Here is a 16,051-nt window from a genome sequence, read left to right on the forward strand (position 1 = left end):
GAATAATGGCAGTAAAAACTGAGCGTAGCAAGTAAATGATTGCTACACTCAGTTTTTTATTAAAATTACTATATTCACAAAAAAGCTAAGGCGAATATTCATCACCTTAGCTTTTTACATGATTAATGTTTTTCTTGCCCTTTAGGGCCTGGTTCATAACTATATTCGGATGGTTTTATCTTATCAAAATCAGGATTATCATAGAATCTGAATAAGTCACCATTTAACACGCTGTCACTCATTTCTAAGTCTTTTTCAGCTTGTTGTTTATGTTTTTCAAAGTCTTTAGGTTTCTCGGTGATTAATTCATTATCTTTATTGGAGTAAATTTTTCCATTTACATATTTATAATCTTCTGTGATAAAGTCACCATTTCTAAATGGCACTATATCATTATGCTCTTTAGATAATAAATCTGTACCCATCATTAGATAATTTTTCGTATCAATACCTAATAAATGTAACATTGTCGGCATAACATCCGCTTGTCCAGCGTATGTTTCATCTACAGTACCTTCTTTACCTGGTATTTTAAGCCAGAATCCTGTACGGTTAAGGTCTGTGAATTTAGCCGGCGTAATCTCTTCACCTAATAATTTTTCCATAGCTTTATTATGGTTTTCTGATATACCGTAGTGGTCACCATAAATCATAATTACTGAATCGTCATAGAGACCTTTTTTCTTAAGATCTGTAATAAAGGCTTCTAAAGACTCATCTAAATAACGCGCTGTTTGTACATAACCATCTACTGTAGAGTCACCTGTTTGTGGTGATTCTATCGTTTGATCCTCTGGAGCTAACGTAAATGGATAATGATTTGTTAATGTGATCAAGTGACTATAGAATGGTTGTTTTTCTTTGGCTAAATAATTTGCTGATTCCTTAAAGAATTCTTTATCTTTTAACCCAAGATTTTCTAAGTTCTCTTGTGACATATCATAATAAGTCGCATCGTAGAACTTGTCTATACCAAAGTGTTTATAAATTTGATCTCGGTTCCAGAACGTTTTGTAGTCACCATGCATAACATTAGATGTGTAACCTTGTTTCTGATCCATAATCGCTGGTAACGATTGGAATGTATTGTCACCTTTTAATGAAAAGGCAGAACCTTGTGGTAAACCATACAAACTGTTATCCATCGTAAATTCTGAATCCGATGTTTTACCTTGTCCTGTTTGATGGAAGAAGTTTGGATAATATCTAAAGTCTTGATTACCAGTAGATAACTTATTTAAGAATGGTGTCACTTCTTCACCATTAACTTTTTTATTTATTAGGAAAGTCTGGAAACTTTCTAAATGAATTTTAATAACATTCTTTTTCTTCGCAGCACCATAATATTCTTTATTAGGTTCTACGCGTTTTTGTTTAGTGTAATTCAACACTTTAGTTAAATCATCTTCATTTGCTAAAGCTTTTTGTTGTTTATTTTGAATTGTTTTTACACCATCGTAAACTGTGAAGTTATACGGTCCTAAATATTTCACTAAATATTTATGGTCAAATGTACGAGTTAATAACTCCGGACGATCAGACTCAGCAAACGCTAAGTTCAAGAAGAATAATGCAATTGATGCTGCCATCACGACTGGTACAAATTTCTTACTAAACACACGTTTATCTAACCATTTTTGTTTAAATATTAAAACAAACAAATAGATTATTGTGTCAACAAAGTAAATAAAATCGTACCATTTAAATGAAGCCGTTACGGCACCACCCATAGAATCTACATTACCTACTTGATTTAATGTACTGAATGTTAAAAAGTCAGAAAAGAATCTGAAATAAACAACATTCGCATATAATAAGAAACTAAGTAAAAAGCCACCAATAAAGATAAACCAAAATGCTTTTTTACCTTTAAAGAATAAAAATAAACTCAATACTAATGCTATTAAACTGTATGGATTCATTAAAAGGATTAAATTTTGTACTAACCCTTTTACACCTAAAGAAAAATCAACATAATACGAAAAATACGTTTTTAACGTAACCGTAATCACTGTTAGTATAAAAAACGCAAATAGCGTCAATTTTTTCTTGTGTATACTCATGATTGTTTCCCCCGTTAATTTTTTTAATAGGATGGACATCGTATCTTCCATTCCCTAAAAGTTAATAAAATACTTTTATTTAATATATGTATTGTTTGCATTAAATATATAACGCAGACAACGCATAGTGCGTTTGGCTGAAGTTACTTCATGAGTTTGTCATATTTTCTGAATTAATTTTCTAAAGTCGATTTAAGAACATAACTCATATGTCATTTTTATTTTGTCATTAATGTCATTATCATGATTTTATTGTGAACTATTTTAACACAATATTTAAATTTTATAGTTTAAACATCAACTGTAAATTAGATTTAAAATCTTCTTTGTAGTTTATATAAACAATTTACAATCAAGAGTGCTTTGTAATCTTTTTGTAACAAAACGTATATAGTTCAATTAATAAATATAAAGCAATTCCAGCAAAATTTCAAGTGAAAGCATAACGTTTCCGTTTGTTTTAACATTATTTATTCGGCTTTTATTGCGAAAATTGAAGTCGCTATTTAATTATACGTAGGTTTTACTATTAATTAATCGGACTATAGTCTTATTAACAAATAAAAACACGAAGCAACATTATAACAATGTCTTCGTGTTTTCATTATTCTCGCATTAATTTTAATAAGTAGTGTTTAAGTCCAAATAAGCCAAGTACTTATTAAAGTCTGCCCACAACTTACGTATTTACTATTTAAGCATTTCTAATTGCATTCTATACTCAATACCATGAAACAGTTGATTTAACCAATTGCTATATTTTACTAAATTCATTTCTGCTGTTTCCACATCGATAAATTGGAACTTCAGTTTTTCACCTTGATGTTTTTGCCCTAACTTCGTTAAGTGATACGTAGCAATCGTTCCAATTTGCGGATAACTACCTAACGTGTAATGATCATTTAACAGCACGATTGGGGTGCCATCACGTTTTACTTGAATTGTCCCTTTTTGTACAGATTGATGCGGAGGCATGTCATCATAATAAGCTTTCACAGATTGTCCTTCTACAACCATTCCTACACGATTTGATTTACTCGTAACTTTATATTCACCTGTAGTAAAACGTTCTAACACCATAGTGTCAAAATCATCTGTACCTTTATTTTTTATTACGTGAAAAACATCTGACATATAATTAAATGATAGTGCGTAACCATCTATGCCCCAATTCGTTTGATGCGTTTCTTCTAAATTTTCAAACAGTTTGTGATGGCGTTCAGTGTACTCACGCTTCATATTAATTTCATCACCTGTTTGTAATTGTCTACCTTCAAAGCCGCCAATGTGTGATTTAAAATCCGTAGAAGTAGAACCTAACCAATCGTCCAATTCGAAACCACCACCGACTGCTAAATACACTCTTGAAGTACGGTTAGTTTCAATGAAAGTTAAAACATCACCTTTTTCCATTAAGTATAATTTGTTCGGCAAAATAGTTAAATTTGCTGTTGCTGCTTTAAACGTGCCACCGCTTAATGCTATTAACGTTGGTTCCGTGAACCTAATGCTCGCCATTTTATTAGTCATTTCAAGCGTTGCTTCATTCTTATCATTTGCCACAAGACGATTAGCAATTTCATGAGATAGAGGGTCTAAAGCTCCACCTCTAATAACACCTAAATGCTCGTACCCTTGACGTCCAAAGTCTTGAAAGCTTGAAAACAAACCTGCATTTTCAATTATGATTGACATGGATTAAAGCCCCCTAAATCTAACTCATGTGGTTGATAAGCTTTAAACTGAACATTATCACCGAGTTTAAGTTTTGTGAAATCTTCTTGTTGTGGATCAAATAATTTTATAGGTGTATAACCAATAACTAACCAATCACCATATGTATCTGTAGTATTAATACCTGTTTTTTTACCTTCAATGATTACTGCACCTGCAGGAATAAATGTCTTTTCCTTTCCTGTATGGTTAACGAATAAGCGTTTGTCCATTCCAGTTAAATACGGAAAGCCTGGTGAATAACCCATCATCGACACAAAATAGTTATTTTGTGTATGTAACTTTATAAATGAAGATAAATCCATATCATAGAAGTTTAATAAAGCATCTAAATCGGGACCATATGCACCACCATAAACAACTGGAATTTCAGTCACATTTTCAGATGAAGGTACATGTCGAATTTCTAATTGGATAGATTCTATTAAATCTTTCATATATTTAAATGGAGAATTAATATTATGATGTTTAATCATATCTCGTGCATCATAACAAATCATAATGTCGGATTCTGTTGGTACAATTTCCGTAATAAATGGATAATCGTGGGCAACAAAATAATCTTTTAATGCTAACAAGTCCTCCGTTAAATCTTGAGATACTTCTTTTTCAATAGAAACGACAATTGCTTGATCCCCTTGACTATAAATCTTCATAACTTCACCTCATAATTTGTTTCTAATTATAAAATACTTCTAAACCTTGGATTATTTTATCTACAACTGTACCTATAAAAAAATAGACAAACACCATTTCTAAAATACAAAGTAATACGAGAATACTAAATGAAAGGCCCCAAGTATACTGTTCATGTTTTGTAGTGAGTAACCATTTAACTAGCAGCGTTGTCACTATAATAAGTACTAACCATATTATTAACATTTGTTAGCTCCAGTCTATACTAATTCACGTCTTTATATTTTCATTGTATTCTTAATTACGCGTCAAGAACTAATAAAATAACTATGCGTCTTTATAAAACGCGTTGCTTCAATACTTCACCTATTCTATAGATAAATTTCAACATCAGCAACCTCGCGTAAACTATTTATTAACATTACTTCAATTAAATCATGTTGTACTTTATATTTAAATGACGCTATATCGTAATCTTTAACTTTCACTTTTTCCTGTTCTAATAAATATTGACGCATTGTCCCACGCAAGAAGTCATCATTATAAGACGGTGTATACCATTGATCATCTTCTTTTATAACAATATTGCCAATATCAAATTCTAATATTTTACCTTCTTCATTATATAATAAAATTAAATCCGTTTCATGATTGTGTCGTAAATGCTCGCGTTGTGATGTTTTATTAATGACATATGCTTTAGGTACATGTTGAGACACACACTGTAATTTTGCAGTAAAGTGATTTTTAGTTGTAAGTGGGAATATTTGATAGTCCATTTTCCCACTTTCATCCAATGTCAATTTAATGCGTTTCATTTGTGTTGGATATTGCTTTTCGATTGATGTAATCGTGTCATCCCACAACTTGTCGTTAAATGGGTATGCAAACTGTTTACTCGATTGTTTAATACGTGCTTTGTGATAGGCTAAACGCTTTATTTGACCTTCACCTAATTGCATAGTTTCAAATAATATCATTACAATCTCCCCAATATTTTGGATTTATCTTTAAATTCTTGTATTTCTGCTTGTGGATCAGAATCAATGGTAATACCTGCACCCACACCATAGACCGCTTCATTTTCAATATACTGTAATGTTCTAATTGGAACATTAAAAATCGCACGCTGTTCTGGCAACAATAAACCTATAGTGCCACAGTATATATTTCTAGGCACTTGTTCTAATTGCTTAATATATTTCATTGTATTTAATTTCGGCGCACCTGTAATCGAGCCACATGGAAACAATGCCGCCATTATATTATTCAATGTTAACGCAGGTCGTAGTTTGCCACTAACCATAGATGTCATTTGATATACTGTATGATACATTTCAATAGCAAATAAATTATACACTTTAACCGTATCTGTTTGAGCAATTCGAGCGATATCATTACGCAATAAATCAACGATCATAACATTTTCAGCTTGATCCTTTGCCGAGTTTCGTAAACGCTCATAGTTTGCTGCATCTGCTGCTGGTGTAACACCACGTGCAATCGTTCCTTTCATTGGCTTACTTACAATCATATTCGAATGCCCTTGAAAATCACCTTGTTGAAAGAATAATTCAGGTGATGCCGAGGCAACTTTAATTTCATCTGTATCTAGTAGCACTCCATAATTTCCATTATTGTGACATCGTAATTGATAATACAATGTAGAAATATGCTCTTGTATAGGAGCTTTTAGTCGTGTCGTATAATTTACTTGATACGTATTACCATTAACAATTTCTTGTTGCACTGTTTTAATATGAGTTGTTAACGTATCATCTGGCAATATAAATTGAAATTGATGTTTATTTTCCGTCTGCTGTATAGACTCAATTTGATGTCCTTGAACTGCATCAGCAAATACATATGCTGCCGCATAGATGTAAGAAGACGGCACTGTACAAGTAGCCATATCTTCATTATAAAAAGGTGCCGCTTCGTAAGGTAAATACAACGCAACGTAATAGCCAGCTGCTTGCATCTGTTCTGCAAAAGCCACGACATCTCCTACTTGATAAAGTTGTCGAGCAACAGCTTTATCAATATATTGAGTCAATGTCATATTATAAGTTTGATAGTCAACATCATCTAAATAATACCGATAATTAAAATGGACTTGCACTTGTATCACCTATCTTTTCAAGAAATAATCGTAATTGTTTATGCCCATATTGACTTAAAATGGACTCTGGATGGTACTGTACACCAAAGATGGGATGCTCTCGGTGCTGCACGCCCATGATAATATGGTCACTCGTTTCTGCAGTTATTATTAAAGATTTGGGCAACGTTTGCCTATTGACCATGAGTGAATGATAGCGCATCACACTAAATTGTTGTGGGATACCATAAAATATGCCCTGATTAGTATGCGTTAGTGCAGCCACATGTCCGTGTACTGGTCGCACATTCGGTATAATTTCTCCACCATAATACGAGACAAGTAATTGGAAACCTAAACACACGCCTAATATCGGTATTTGTTGTTCAAATGTTTGAATTAATTGATATAACATTGGATAGTCTTCTGGACGACCAGGACCTGGTGAAATAACAATGGCACTTGGTTTACTTGCTTGTAATTGAGCTATATTTAAGTCATCAACGTCGATAACAGTAATCGGTTGCTGACTCATATTATTTAAATAGTCTACTAAATTATATGTAAATGAATCTTTATTATCTATCATAACTATCATGTTAACTTTTACCTCTTTCATAACAACATTTTGGTTTGTAGACACTTTAATTATCTCAAATATCGACTTGCTTTTACAGCTTAAATATATTATTCTATTCTCCGTATAATTTAATTAACAGAGGTTTCTAGCTGATACCCTCTATAAAAAACTAGACACACTTTCGTCTGTCTTTTTATAGAGATAGACGTTTTTTTATGTCTATTTTTCTAATATTGCTAGCTATTACCTTTTAAAGGAGAGCAAACTTAATTATGACACAAGATATATTAGACCACAGTAAAGCGCTAGTCGTTTTCAGTGGCGGACAAGATAGTACGACTTGTCTTTTTTGGGCAAAGGCACGCTTTGATGAGGTGACTTTAGTAACATTTGATTATGGTCAGCGACATCAGACGGAAATTGACGTTGCAAAACGTATTGCACATGAACAAAATTTACAACATCATGTATTAGATATGTCGTTGTTATCACAACTCACTCCAAACGCTTTAACTAATCATGAGCTCGCAATCGATACAGCTGAGGATGGTGTCCCTAACACCTTTGTACCTGCACGAAACTTACTTTTCTTATCTTTCGCTGGTGCTTTAGCTTATCAATTAAATATTAAAAATATCATTACTGGTGTCTGCGAAACAGACTTTTCAGGTTATCCTGATTGTCGCGATAGCTTTGTAAAATCAATGAATGTAACAATGAATTTAGCAATGGACAAAAATTTCGTCTTACATACTCCATTAATGTGGTTAGATAAAAAACAAACTTGGGAACTCAGTGACCAACTTGGTGTCTTAGATTACATTAAAGACCAAACACTTACTTGCTATAATGGTATTATTGGTCAAGGTTGTGGCGAATGTCCAGCTTGTCATTTGAGAACACGTGGCCTCACGCAATATTTAGCGACTAAAGGAGAGAATCTTTAATGTTTCAACAAAATTATCCGAATGTAGCACATGATTTTATGTATGAATTAAATAAAGACTTTAACTTTTCTGCCGCTCATTATATACCTAGTGAAGATGCTGGAAAATGTATGCGAACGCATGGTCATACTTACTTTGTGAATTTGACTATTGCAGGTGATACATTGGATCATAACGGATTTCTCGTTAATTTTAGCGATTTAAAACAATTAGTACATGGCAAATTTGACCATCAGTTACTCAATGAGCTACCTGAATTTCAAGGAAAAAGCCCTTCGACTGAAGTTGTAGCACATACAATCTATGAATTAATACAAAATGCCCTTAACCAACGTACTAATCAGCCACAATGTTTACAAGTGTATGTCCGTGAAACTCCAACGAGTTATGTAGTATTTCGTCCAAAGGAGCATCGCAATGGCTAAAATTCCAGTGTTAGAAATATTTGGACCTACTATTCAAGGTGAAGGTAGTGTTATTGGTCGTAAAACTATGTTTGTCAGAACAGCTGGCTGCGATTATCGATGCAGTTGGTGTGACTCTAGCTTCACATGGGATGGTAGTGCAAAAGAAGACATTCGCATGATGACTGCAGCAGAAATCTACGAAGAATTGTATGCAATCGGCGGCGAATTATTTAATCATGTAACTATTTCAGGGGGCAATCCAGCTTTAATCAAAGGTATTCAAGACCTAGTAGACCTATTTGATAGCAAAAACATCCAAAGTGCTTTAGAAACTCAAGGCAGCAAATTCCAACCTTGGATGCTACAAATTGATGATTTAACTATTAGCCCTAAGCCACCAAGTTCACTAATGAAACCAAATTTACCCATCTTAGACAATGTTATTGAACAATGTCACGACGAGGCATTAAGTCTTAAAGTCGTTATTTTTACCGATGAAGATTACGACTTTGCAAAAATGATTCATCACAGATATCCTAACATTCCCTTCTATTTACAAGTTGGAAATCCTTATTTAGACGGTGAACAGGTAGCTGATCACACCTCCAAACTATTATCTTTATATGAATCACTGGTCAATCGTGTAATGGGCAGTGCTGATATGAATAACGTCTATGTCTTACCTCAACTTCATACGTTACTTTGGAGTAATAAAAAAGGCGTTTAAATACTTTAGTACAAATTCAATATATTCAGATGACTAAGACATCAAGTTGTATCGTTTTTAAAGAAAGGTACAAAATGAACTACTTTATCTAAAAACAATAACCTTTATGCTCATGTTAAACGTGCACCAAAAACTGCCAACAAAGTTGAAGAATTTGCCGATAGCTCTTGGCGTATTGACAATAAATAAACTTTAGATATTAGTTCTCCTAAGCAATTTCTATTATATTGGCAGTGCTTTGGGCCGACTCCTGCGGGAATAGCACTTGCCGAAGACTACAGGCTGAGGCAGGGCCCGCGGAAAGCGTGCACCAAAAACCGCCAATAAAGTTGGAGTCATTACCGATAGCTCTTGGCGTATTGGCAATAAATAAACTTTAGATATTAGTTTCTCCTAAGCAATTTCTATTATATTGGCAGTGCTTTGGGCCGACTCCTGCGGGAATAGCACTTGTCGAAGACTACAGGCTGAGGCAGGGCCCGCGGAAAGCGTGCACCAAAAACTGCCAATAATGTCAGAAACTTTGCTATTGCCTATTTCTTCAATGCCACTGAAATTTACAAAATTTTAACATATCAAATGTTATTAAATGCTTAACACATTATTAATTGGTATAATGTTGCAATGAAGTAAAATGTAAGGAGACCAAAATGCTAATATCTATTATCATCAACATTATTGCGACAGTTGTCATTCTTGGTATTGACCTCTATCGCCAGAATTTCAAACAACTAAAGTATAGCTCTGTTCTCATTGCACTCACTATTAATGGTCTTATTAATTTATTTATAGTAGGCGAATATGATTATATTTCCTTTTTTACAATTTTGTTATTTTTAGCATGGACATTATTGCAACTTTATATTAATCGCGTAGTAGATGTGTTTGTAATCAAAGAACAAAAGTTTATTGCGGTGGTACTTACTATTATTTTAAGTACATCAACTATTCTTACATATAGCACTAGTCATGATTCTTACTACATGTCTATTCCTTATTTAGCACCAGCCATAGCCCTTATAGGTGCAATATTTTTATTTTACAGTACATTTCAACCAGAAGAACAAATGCACTTTAAACTTATTAATAAAATTAAACGTCCAATTTTAATTGGTAACCTTATGCTCATAATGTCCTTTATCTTAATGACTTTATTAACACCATACTGGTATGCATTTTTAATTATTTACATTGTATTTATTGCATTTATATTTTGGCAAAATATTTTTTCTAAACAAAATGATTAATTGATTTATTTTTGTGGTATAGATAGACTGTTAAATTTTGTTAGAAGGAGGCTCTTAGTCATGGGATTTATACTAATGTTAATCGTCGGTGGTTTAATCGGCTGGATAGCTGGTGGCATTGTAGGTAAAGATATACCCGGTGGTATTTTAGGTAATATCATTGCAGGTATCGTAGGTTCAGCACTTGGTTCTTGGTTACTTGGTGACTGGGGTTGGCATTTAGGCGGCATTGCCATTTTCCCTGCATTGATTGGTACAATCATTTTAGTAGCAATCGTATCATTTGTCGTTGGTAAACTACGTAAAAAATAAATTAATAGGAAGATGATAACACCTAACATCATCTTTTTATGTTTGTAACATGATAAAGCAGCTAGCCCATAGTTTTACTATGAGTTAGCTGCTTTTGTGTTGAGTTAAAATACTAGATCTTATCTACTCACTGAAAACTAATTATCTATTTTTTAGTAACGACCGCTGTGTTTTTTCTTCTATGCTTTGGTTCAATTCCTCATGATGCATTTGGTTAGCATGTTTGACATCAGCTTTATCAGCTTCATCACTTTCAATATTCGTCGCTAATACAATATATTTCGGACGTTGTTTAACTTCATAATAGATGCGCCCTATATACTCCCCAACAATGCCAATTGATATTAATTGAATACCTCCTAATAATAAGATGGCTGCAATCGTTGAGAAATAACCTGGTGTTTCGATACCATTTAAAACAATACCTGCGAAGACAAATAGAATATATAATACACTCACAAAAGAAATAAACAGCCCTAAATAAATCATGGCACGCAATGGCTTATTATTAAACGAAATCAAGCCATCAATTCCATAATTGAGTAACTTACTGAAAGACCACTTAGATTCACCGTCTTCACGCTCTACATTGTCATAAGTGAAGACTTTAGTATTATAACCAATCCATTCATATAAACCTTTAGAGAAACGGTTATATTCTTCCAATGAAGCCATGGAGTTAACTGCGCGTTGGCTTAACAAACGAAAATCGCCAATACCATCTTCTAATTTGATATCCTCAACAAAGTAGTTGATCATTTTATAATAACAGCGCGTGAGTAACTTACGTGATTCCTTTTCACCCTCTCTGTTACGCTTAGCAACTACTTGATCATAACCATCCATATAACCGTCAACCATTTGAGGGATAAGCTCTGGTGGATGTTGCAAATCTGCATCAATCATAATGACTGCATCACACGATTTACTATGTTGAAAACCTGCTATCATCGCAGATTCTTTACCAAAATTTCTACTAAAAGAAATAAATTTTACATGATTATCTTTTTGTGCCGCATCTTGAATATAATTGATTGTTGCATCTTTACTTCCATCATCGACAAATAAAATATCATATTTATAATCATGACGTATACTGTCATTTAATAACACTTCAGTTAATCGTTGATATGTTTTTAGTATAACTTCACCTTCATTATAACAAGGTACTATAACTCTAATATTCATCTCATCAACACCTTCATTCCAATTACTTCTCTTCCACTTTATCAATAATAAATCGCATGATTCCATAACAAACAATTAAATTTACACAATCTTAATGCCTAGTTAATAAAGTGCTTATAAAATTACTTGTTATTTAATTTAATTACTAATAACGGGGATAATTAAGCAATTAGTATCTGCTTAAAATACTATTTTAAGTAGTGGGATATATACTTTTCGTTAAAATATAATTTGTAACTTTATATTACCAAGTATTCTTAAATAAATGAACTAAAAACCTTTATATCACACTTCCAAGTAATGTATGATGCGACATTAAGTTAACGTAATGTACCTATTTTAACTGAATCAGGATCATGACCTTGGCGATCATTGCGATTTAATGCGTCAATTTCCGCAATATCAGTAACTTCTAAATTAAAATCAAAAATATTGAAATTTTCTTCAATACGTTCAGGTGTTTTAGATTTTGGGATAATCAATCTATTGTGGGCTAAATGCCAACGCAAAACAACTTGTGCTGGGGTTTTATTATAACGTTTCGCTATCTCTACAATAACTGGATCATCCAATAACCCTCTATTACGCATTAGTGGCATCCATGCAGTAACAGCAATGTCGTTGTCATCACAAAAATCTTGTAATTGTTGTTGATTAAAATACGGGTGCACTTCTACTTGATTCACTGCTGGCACAATGTCAGTTGCATCCATTAATTTCTCCAAATGTTCTTTAGTAAAATTACAAACACCAATGGCAAGTACCTTACCTTCTTCATATAATTGTTCTAAAGCTTTATAGCTCTCTATAAATAAATCATCTTCAGCACATGGCCAATGAATTAAATATAAGTCTAAATAATCTGTACCTAAGCGTTCTAATGATTGATTAAATTGTTCTAACGTACTTTCAAAACCTTGATAATCATTCCATAGTTTCGATGTAATAAATAAGGAATCTCTTGCTATTTCTGACTGCTTTAATACGCGTCCTAACGCCACTTCATTGTCATACAGGTAGGCAGTGTCAAATGCACGATAACCAACTTCTAAGGCACTTTCAATTGCTGTTGCCATTTCATTGTCAGTAATTTTATATACACCTAGTCCAATTTTAGGCATTGGGTAACCATTGTTTAAATAATAAACATCATTCTCCATTGTATAACTCCTCTCATGGTTATGTTGCTATATTTAATAGTGTTAATAATTCTCTATTGCCTTATTTTTAAAATTTTAACCATCTTCTATAAATTACAAATAAAAAAACGTTTATTAAATCACTTAAATATGTGATTTAATAAACGTTAACTATTAATCGTCGGTTTCTTCTTCTAATTCCTCAGGTGTTTTTCGCTCTTGATTATATTCTATTTTTAAAATTACAGAAATAATTTGATGATTTTCAATTTCTGAGATAATCCATCGATCATATTCAGTATCGACATAATCATTTTGTTGCAAGTTAGTATTGTGTGCTTGTAGCCAACCGCCTATTGTATCTATATCTTCCGAATCTTCAAATTCAATATCGAACTGTTCGTTTAAATCATCTAGTAATACGCGGCCATTAATTTGGTAAGTTTCGTCATTTTTCTTCACAATATCGTTAACTTCATCATCATCAAATTCGTCGCGAATTTCACCCACAATTTCTTCCAAGATATCTTCCATTGTTAAAATACCAGCAGTTCCACCATATTCATCAATAATCAAACTAATATGCACATGTTCTCTTTGCATACGAACCAATGCATCACTAATGCGTGTTGTTTCTGAAATCATAGGCAGTTCATGTACAAAGTCACTTGCGTTTATTGCTTTTCCTGATGCGTATTCGGTTAATAACTCTTTAACATTAATAAAGCCTTTAACGTGGTCTTTATCACCATCTTCAGTTATTGGATAACGTGTAAATTGATGTTCTTTTAATGTTTCTAACAATTCATCCAAATTAAATGGTTCATTTAAAGTTACCATCTGTGTACGTGGAACCATAATATCTTTAGCGTGTCTTTCATCAAAAGAAAAAATATTTTGCATATATGCTAATTCAGTCTGGTTAATTTCACCACCATTATAAGAATTATTAATGATGATTTTAATTTCATCTTCTGACATAGCATCATTGTTCGCATCTGGATCTACACCAAACATACGAATAATGACACGAGCTGAACCATTCATTAACCAAATTAATGGTTTCATGATAACGCCAAAATAATATAATGGGCGTGCATAAATTAATGCAATTTTTTCAGTGTGTTGTATCGCTAATGTTTTTGGAGCTAACTCCCCTAATACTACGTGTAAATAAGTAACAATAATAAATGCTACGATAAATGAAATTGTCGTCGTCAATGCTTCCGGTAATTGCATTAGTTCGAATAACGGATGTAACAATTTATCAAAAGTAGGTTCACCTAACCAACCAAGTCCTAATGAAGTTACCGTGATACCAAGTTGACAAGCTGATAAATAATAATCTAGTTTTTCAATCATTTTTTTAACAACTTTAGCGCCACCATTACCTTCTGATGCAAGTTGTTCTATTCGAGTGGCTCTTACTTTCACCAATGCAAACTCCGAACCTACGAAGACTGTAGTTAATGCGATTAGTAGAAAGAATATAATTAAGTTCATTATGGGTACTGTTTCCAATTAATTCCCTATTTCTAGGGATTCACCTCCAAATTTTACGTGCCACAATAGGTGGCCGTGTATGTTAAATATAGTTGTAATGCATTCTTAGATAACTTTAGATCCTTCCCATTGTGACACCTCCCTAAAAATTGACGTATAGTCTACATTTTATCACAAGGTAAGTGTCAATTGTAATCATGAGCTTAGAATTCAATATATTTTCAATTTAAGTTTATTCATATTCAATCTAACATTGTAAGTTACTTATTAAATTCGTGGACGGTACCTTTTTTAATAGTTGTAAGCACTTCGATGTTAGAATTTACAATAACTAAATCTGCGTCCTTGCCATGTTGAATACTACCTTTACGGTGTGCAAGATTTAAAGCTAGCGCTTGATTTAAACTCGTAACACGCCATAATTCATTTAATGTACGCTGTGTGAATGACATTAAATTTTTGAGTCCTTCATTCATTTTTAAAATACTTCCTGCCAACGCTCCTGAAGCTAAACGTGCTTCTGAACCTCGGACGATGACATCTTGACCACCGAGATCATAAGTTCCGTCAGGCATTCCTTTAGCTCGCATCGCGTCAGTAATAAGATAAAAACGCTCTATTCCTTTTTGTCTAAGCGCAATATTCACAGCTGCAGGGTGTGCATGAATACCATCTACAATGAGTTCAGTACGCAACTGATCATTAGTCCAAGCAGCTCCAAACAGCCCCGGTTGACGATGTTCAAACGGCGTCCCTGCATTATAAAGATGTGTCACATGTCGTGCTCCTAGTTGTTGTGCCTCATTGACTTCATCAAATGTCGCAGTCGTATGTCCAATAGAGAAGATAATATCATCATGTAATGCACTAAGTGTGTCACTTGCACCTGCAACTTCTGGAGCAAAAGTAATAATCTTTATATTTTGTTGTGCTAGTTGTTGAAAATATTTAATTTTGTCGATTGATGGTCGTTGTACATATTTAGGATTTTGTGCTCCCACTTTATCTTCTGAAATAAATGGCCCTTCTAAATGGATACCTACAATCTCTGCAGCACTGTTATCGTCTTGATTATCGATATATTGTGCAATAACTTTCAAAGCCTGAGTCACGTTGTCATCAGACTGAGTCATAGTCGTAGCTAGAAAGCTTGTTGTGCCTTCTGCTAATAACGAAGTTGCTAAATGTGTTAAACCTTTTGCAGATGCATCCATTGCGTCTTCTCCATATCCACCATGAATATGAATATCAATAAAACCTGGTAATATATGATTAAATTGGGCATCAATAGTCGGTAGTTGTCCTTGATAGTCCCCTTTACTTACATGCTTAATTTTGCCGTGTGCTACTTCAATATGTCCGTGTTCAATAACACCAGTCTCTGTATAAATTGTCCCATTTGTAATAACGTAATTTTCCAACATTCAAACCTTCTTTATTTGTTTATTATTGTTTTTTCACTATCAC

At 33.3% G+C, this 16,051-nt stretch carries 16 protein-coding genes; 5 read left to right on the forward strand and 11 right to left on the reverse strand.

Going from position 1 to position 16,051, the window contains the following annotated elements; translation table 11 throughout:
• Positions 1 to 122: 122 nt before the first annotated feature.
• From ltaS to MUA37_RS10505, 7 genes are all read right to left on the reverse strand, one after another.
• Entirely contained in the window at positions 123 to 2,063 is a 1,941-nt protein-coding gene (gene ltaS, locus MUA37_RS10475) for a polyglycerol-phosphate lipoteichoic acid synthase LtaS (RefSeq protein WP_151507955.1), read from the reverse strand.
• A 690-nt stretch (positions 2,064 to 2,753) separates the two neighbouring features.
• The gene (locus MUA37_RS10480) at positions 2,754 to 3,758 is read right to left on the reverse strand and encodes a 5-oxoprolinase subunit C family protein (protein ID WP_142019810.1); all 1,005 of its coding nucleotides are present in this window, start codon (positions 3,756 to 3,758) and stop codon (positions 2,754 to 2,756) included.
• Positions 3,746 to 4,453, reverse strand: a complete 708-nt coding sequence (locus MUA37_RS10485) for a 5-oxoprolinase subunit B family protein (RefSeq protein ID WP_002508900.1) — start codon at positions 4,451 to 4,453, stop codon at positions 3,746 to 3,748. Before MUA37_RS10485 ends, MUA37_RS10480 begins: the two co-directional genes overlap by 13 nt.
• A 22-nt stretch (positions 4,454 to 4,475) precedes the next feature.
• Positions 4,476 to 4,679 carry a hypothetical protein gene (locus MUA37_RS10490; protein WP_002508901.1) on the reverse strand — a complete coding sequence of 68 codons (204 nt, stop codon included), beginning with the start codon at positions 4,677 to 4,679 and terminating at the stop codon, positions 4,476 to 4,478.
• A gap of 125 nt (positions 4,680 to 4,804) precedes the next feature.
• Entirely contained in the window at positions 4,805 to 5,413 is a 609-nt protein-coding gene (locus MUA37_RS10495; protein ID WP_142019811.1) for an aminotransferase class IV, read from the reverse strand.
• Positions 5,413 to 6,555, reverse strand: coding sequence for a chorismate-binding protein (locus MUA37_RS10500; protein WP_142019812.1), 1,143 nt, complete (start codon positions 6,553 to 6,555; stop codon positions 5,413 to 5,415). Before MUA37_RS10500 ends, MUA37_RS10495 begins: the two co-directional genes overlap by 1 nt.
• Entirely contained in the window at positions 6,539 to 7,132 is a 594-nt protein-coding gene (locus MUA37_RS10505; protein ID WP_002508904.1) for an anthranilate synthase component II, read from the reverse strand. The genes MUA37_RS10500 and MUA37_RS10505 overlap by 17 nt, the downstream gene beginning before the upstream one ends.
• 254 nt (positions 7,133 to 7,386) lie before the next feature.
• Between MUA37_RS10505 and queC the strand changes: the two genes are divergently transcribed.
• From queC to MUA37_RS10530, 5 genes are all read left to right on the forward strand, one after another.
• Positions 7,387 to 8,061 (forward strand): 7-cyano-7-deazaguanine synthase QueC, encoded by a 675-nt coding sequence (queC, locus tag MUA37_RS10510; protein WP_002508905.1) that lies wholly within the window; start codon positions 7,387 to 7,389, stop codon positions 8,059 to 8,061.
• A complete protein-coding gene (gene queD, locus MUA37_RS10515) occupies positions 8,061 to 8,486 on the forward strand; it encodes a 6-carboxytetrahydropterin synthase QueD (protein ID WP_002508906.1) in 426 nt (141 codons plus the stop codon). Before queC ends, queD begins: the two co-directional genes overlap by 1 nt.
• Positions 8,479 to 9,195, forward strand: coding sequence for a 7-carboxy-7-deazaguanine synthase QueE (gene queE, locus MUA37_RS10520; protein ID WP_021459151.1), 717 nt, complete (start codon positions 8,479 to 8,481; stop codon positions 9,193 to 9,195). Before queD ends, queE begins: the two co-directional genes overlap by 8 nt.
• Before the next feature lie 650 nt (positions 9,196 to 9,845).
• Entirely contained in the window at positions 9,846 to 10,442 is a 597-nt protein-coding gene (locus tag MUA37_RS10525; RefSeq protein ID WP_002508908.1) for a hypothetical protein, read from the forward strand.
• Between the two features lie 60 nt (positions 10,443 to 10,502).
• Positions 10,503 to 10,754 (forward strand): GlsB/YeaQ/YmgE family stress response membrane protein, encoded by a 252-nt coding sequence (locus MUA37_RS10530; protein WP_002508909.1) that lies wholly within the window; start codon positions 10,503 to 10,505, stop codon positions 10,752 to 10,754.
• A gap of 141 nt (positions 10,755 to 10,895) precedes the next feature.
• Here the strand turns inward: MUA37_RS10530 and MUA37_RS10535 are convergent, their stop codons facing one another.
• The 4 genes from MUA37_RS10535 to nagA all read right to left on the reverse strand — a co-directional run bounded on the left by MUA37_RS10535 (position 10,896) and on the right by nagA (position 16,005).
• Complete coding sequence (locus MUA37_RS10535) at positions 10,896 to 11,942, reverse strand: glycosyltransferase family 2 protein (RefSeq protein ID WP_262624577.1); 1,047 nt, start codon at positions 11,940 to 11,942, stop codon at positions 10,896 to 10,898.
• Positions 11,943 to 12,262: 320 nt separating this feature from the next.
• Complete coding sequence (locus MUA37_RS10540) at positions 12,263 to 13,102, reverse strand: aldo/keto reductase (RefSeq protein ID WP_262624578.1); 840 nt, start codon at positions 13,100 to 13,102, stop codon at positions 12,263 to 12,265.
• Positions 13,103 to 13,255: 153 nt separating this feature from the next.
• Positions 13,256 to 14,602, reverse strand: a complete 1,347-nt coding sequence (locus MUA37_RS10545; RefSeq protein ID WP_002508912.1) for a hemolysin family protein — start codon at positions 14,600 to 14,602, stop codon at positions 13,256 to 13,258.
• Positions 14,603 to 14,844: 242 nt separating this feature from the next.
• Entirely contained in the window at positions 14,845 to 16,005 is a 1,161-nt protein-coding gene (nagA, locus tag MUA37_RS10550; protein WP_002508913.1) for an N-acetylglucosamine-6-phosphate deacetylase, read from the reverse strand.
• Between the last annotated feature and the right edge of the window lie 46 nt (positions 16,006 to 16,051).

The organism is Staphylococcus arlettae (genome assembly GCF_025560845.1).
Classification (GTDB): Bacteria; Bacillota; Bacilli; order Staphylococcales; family Staphylococcaceae; genus Staphylococcus; species Staphylococcus arlettae.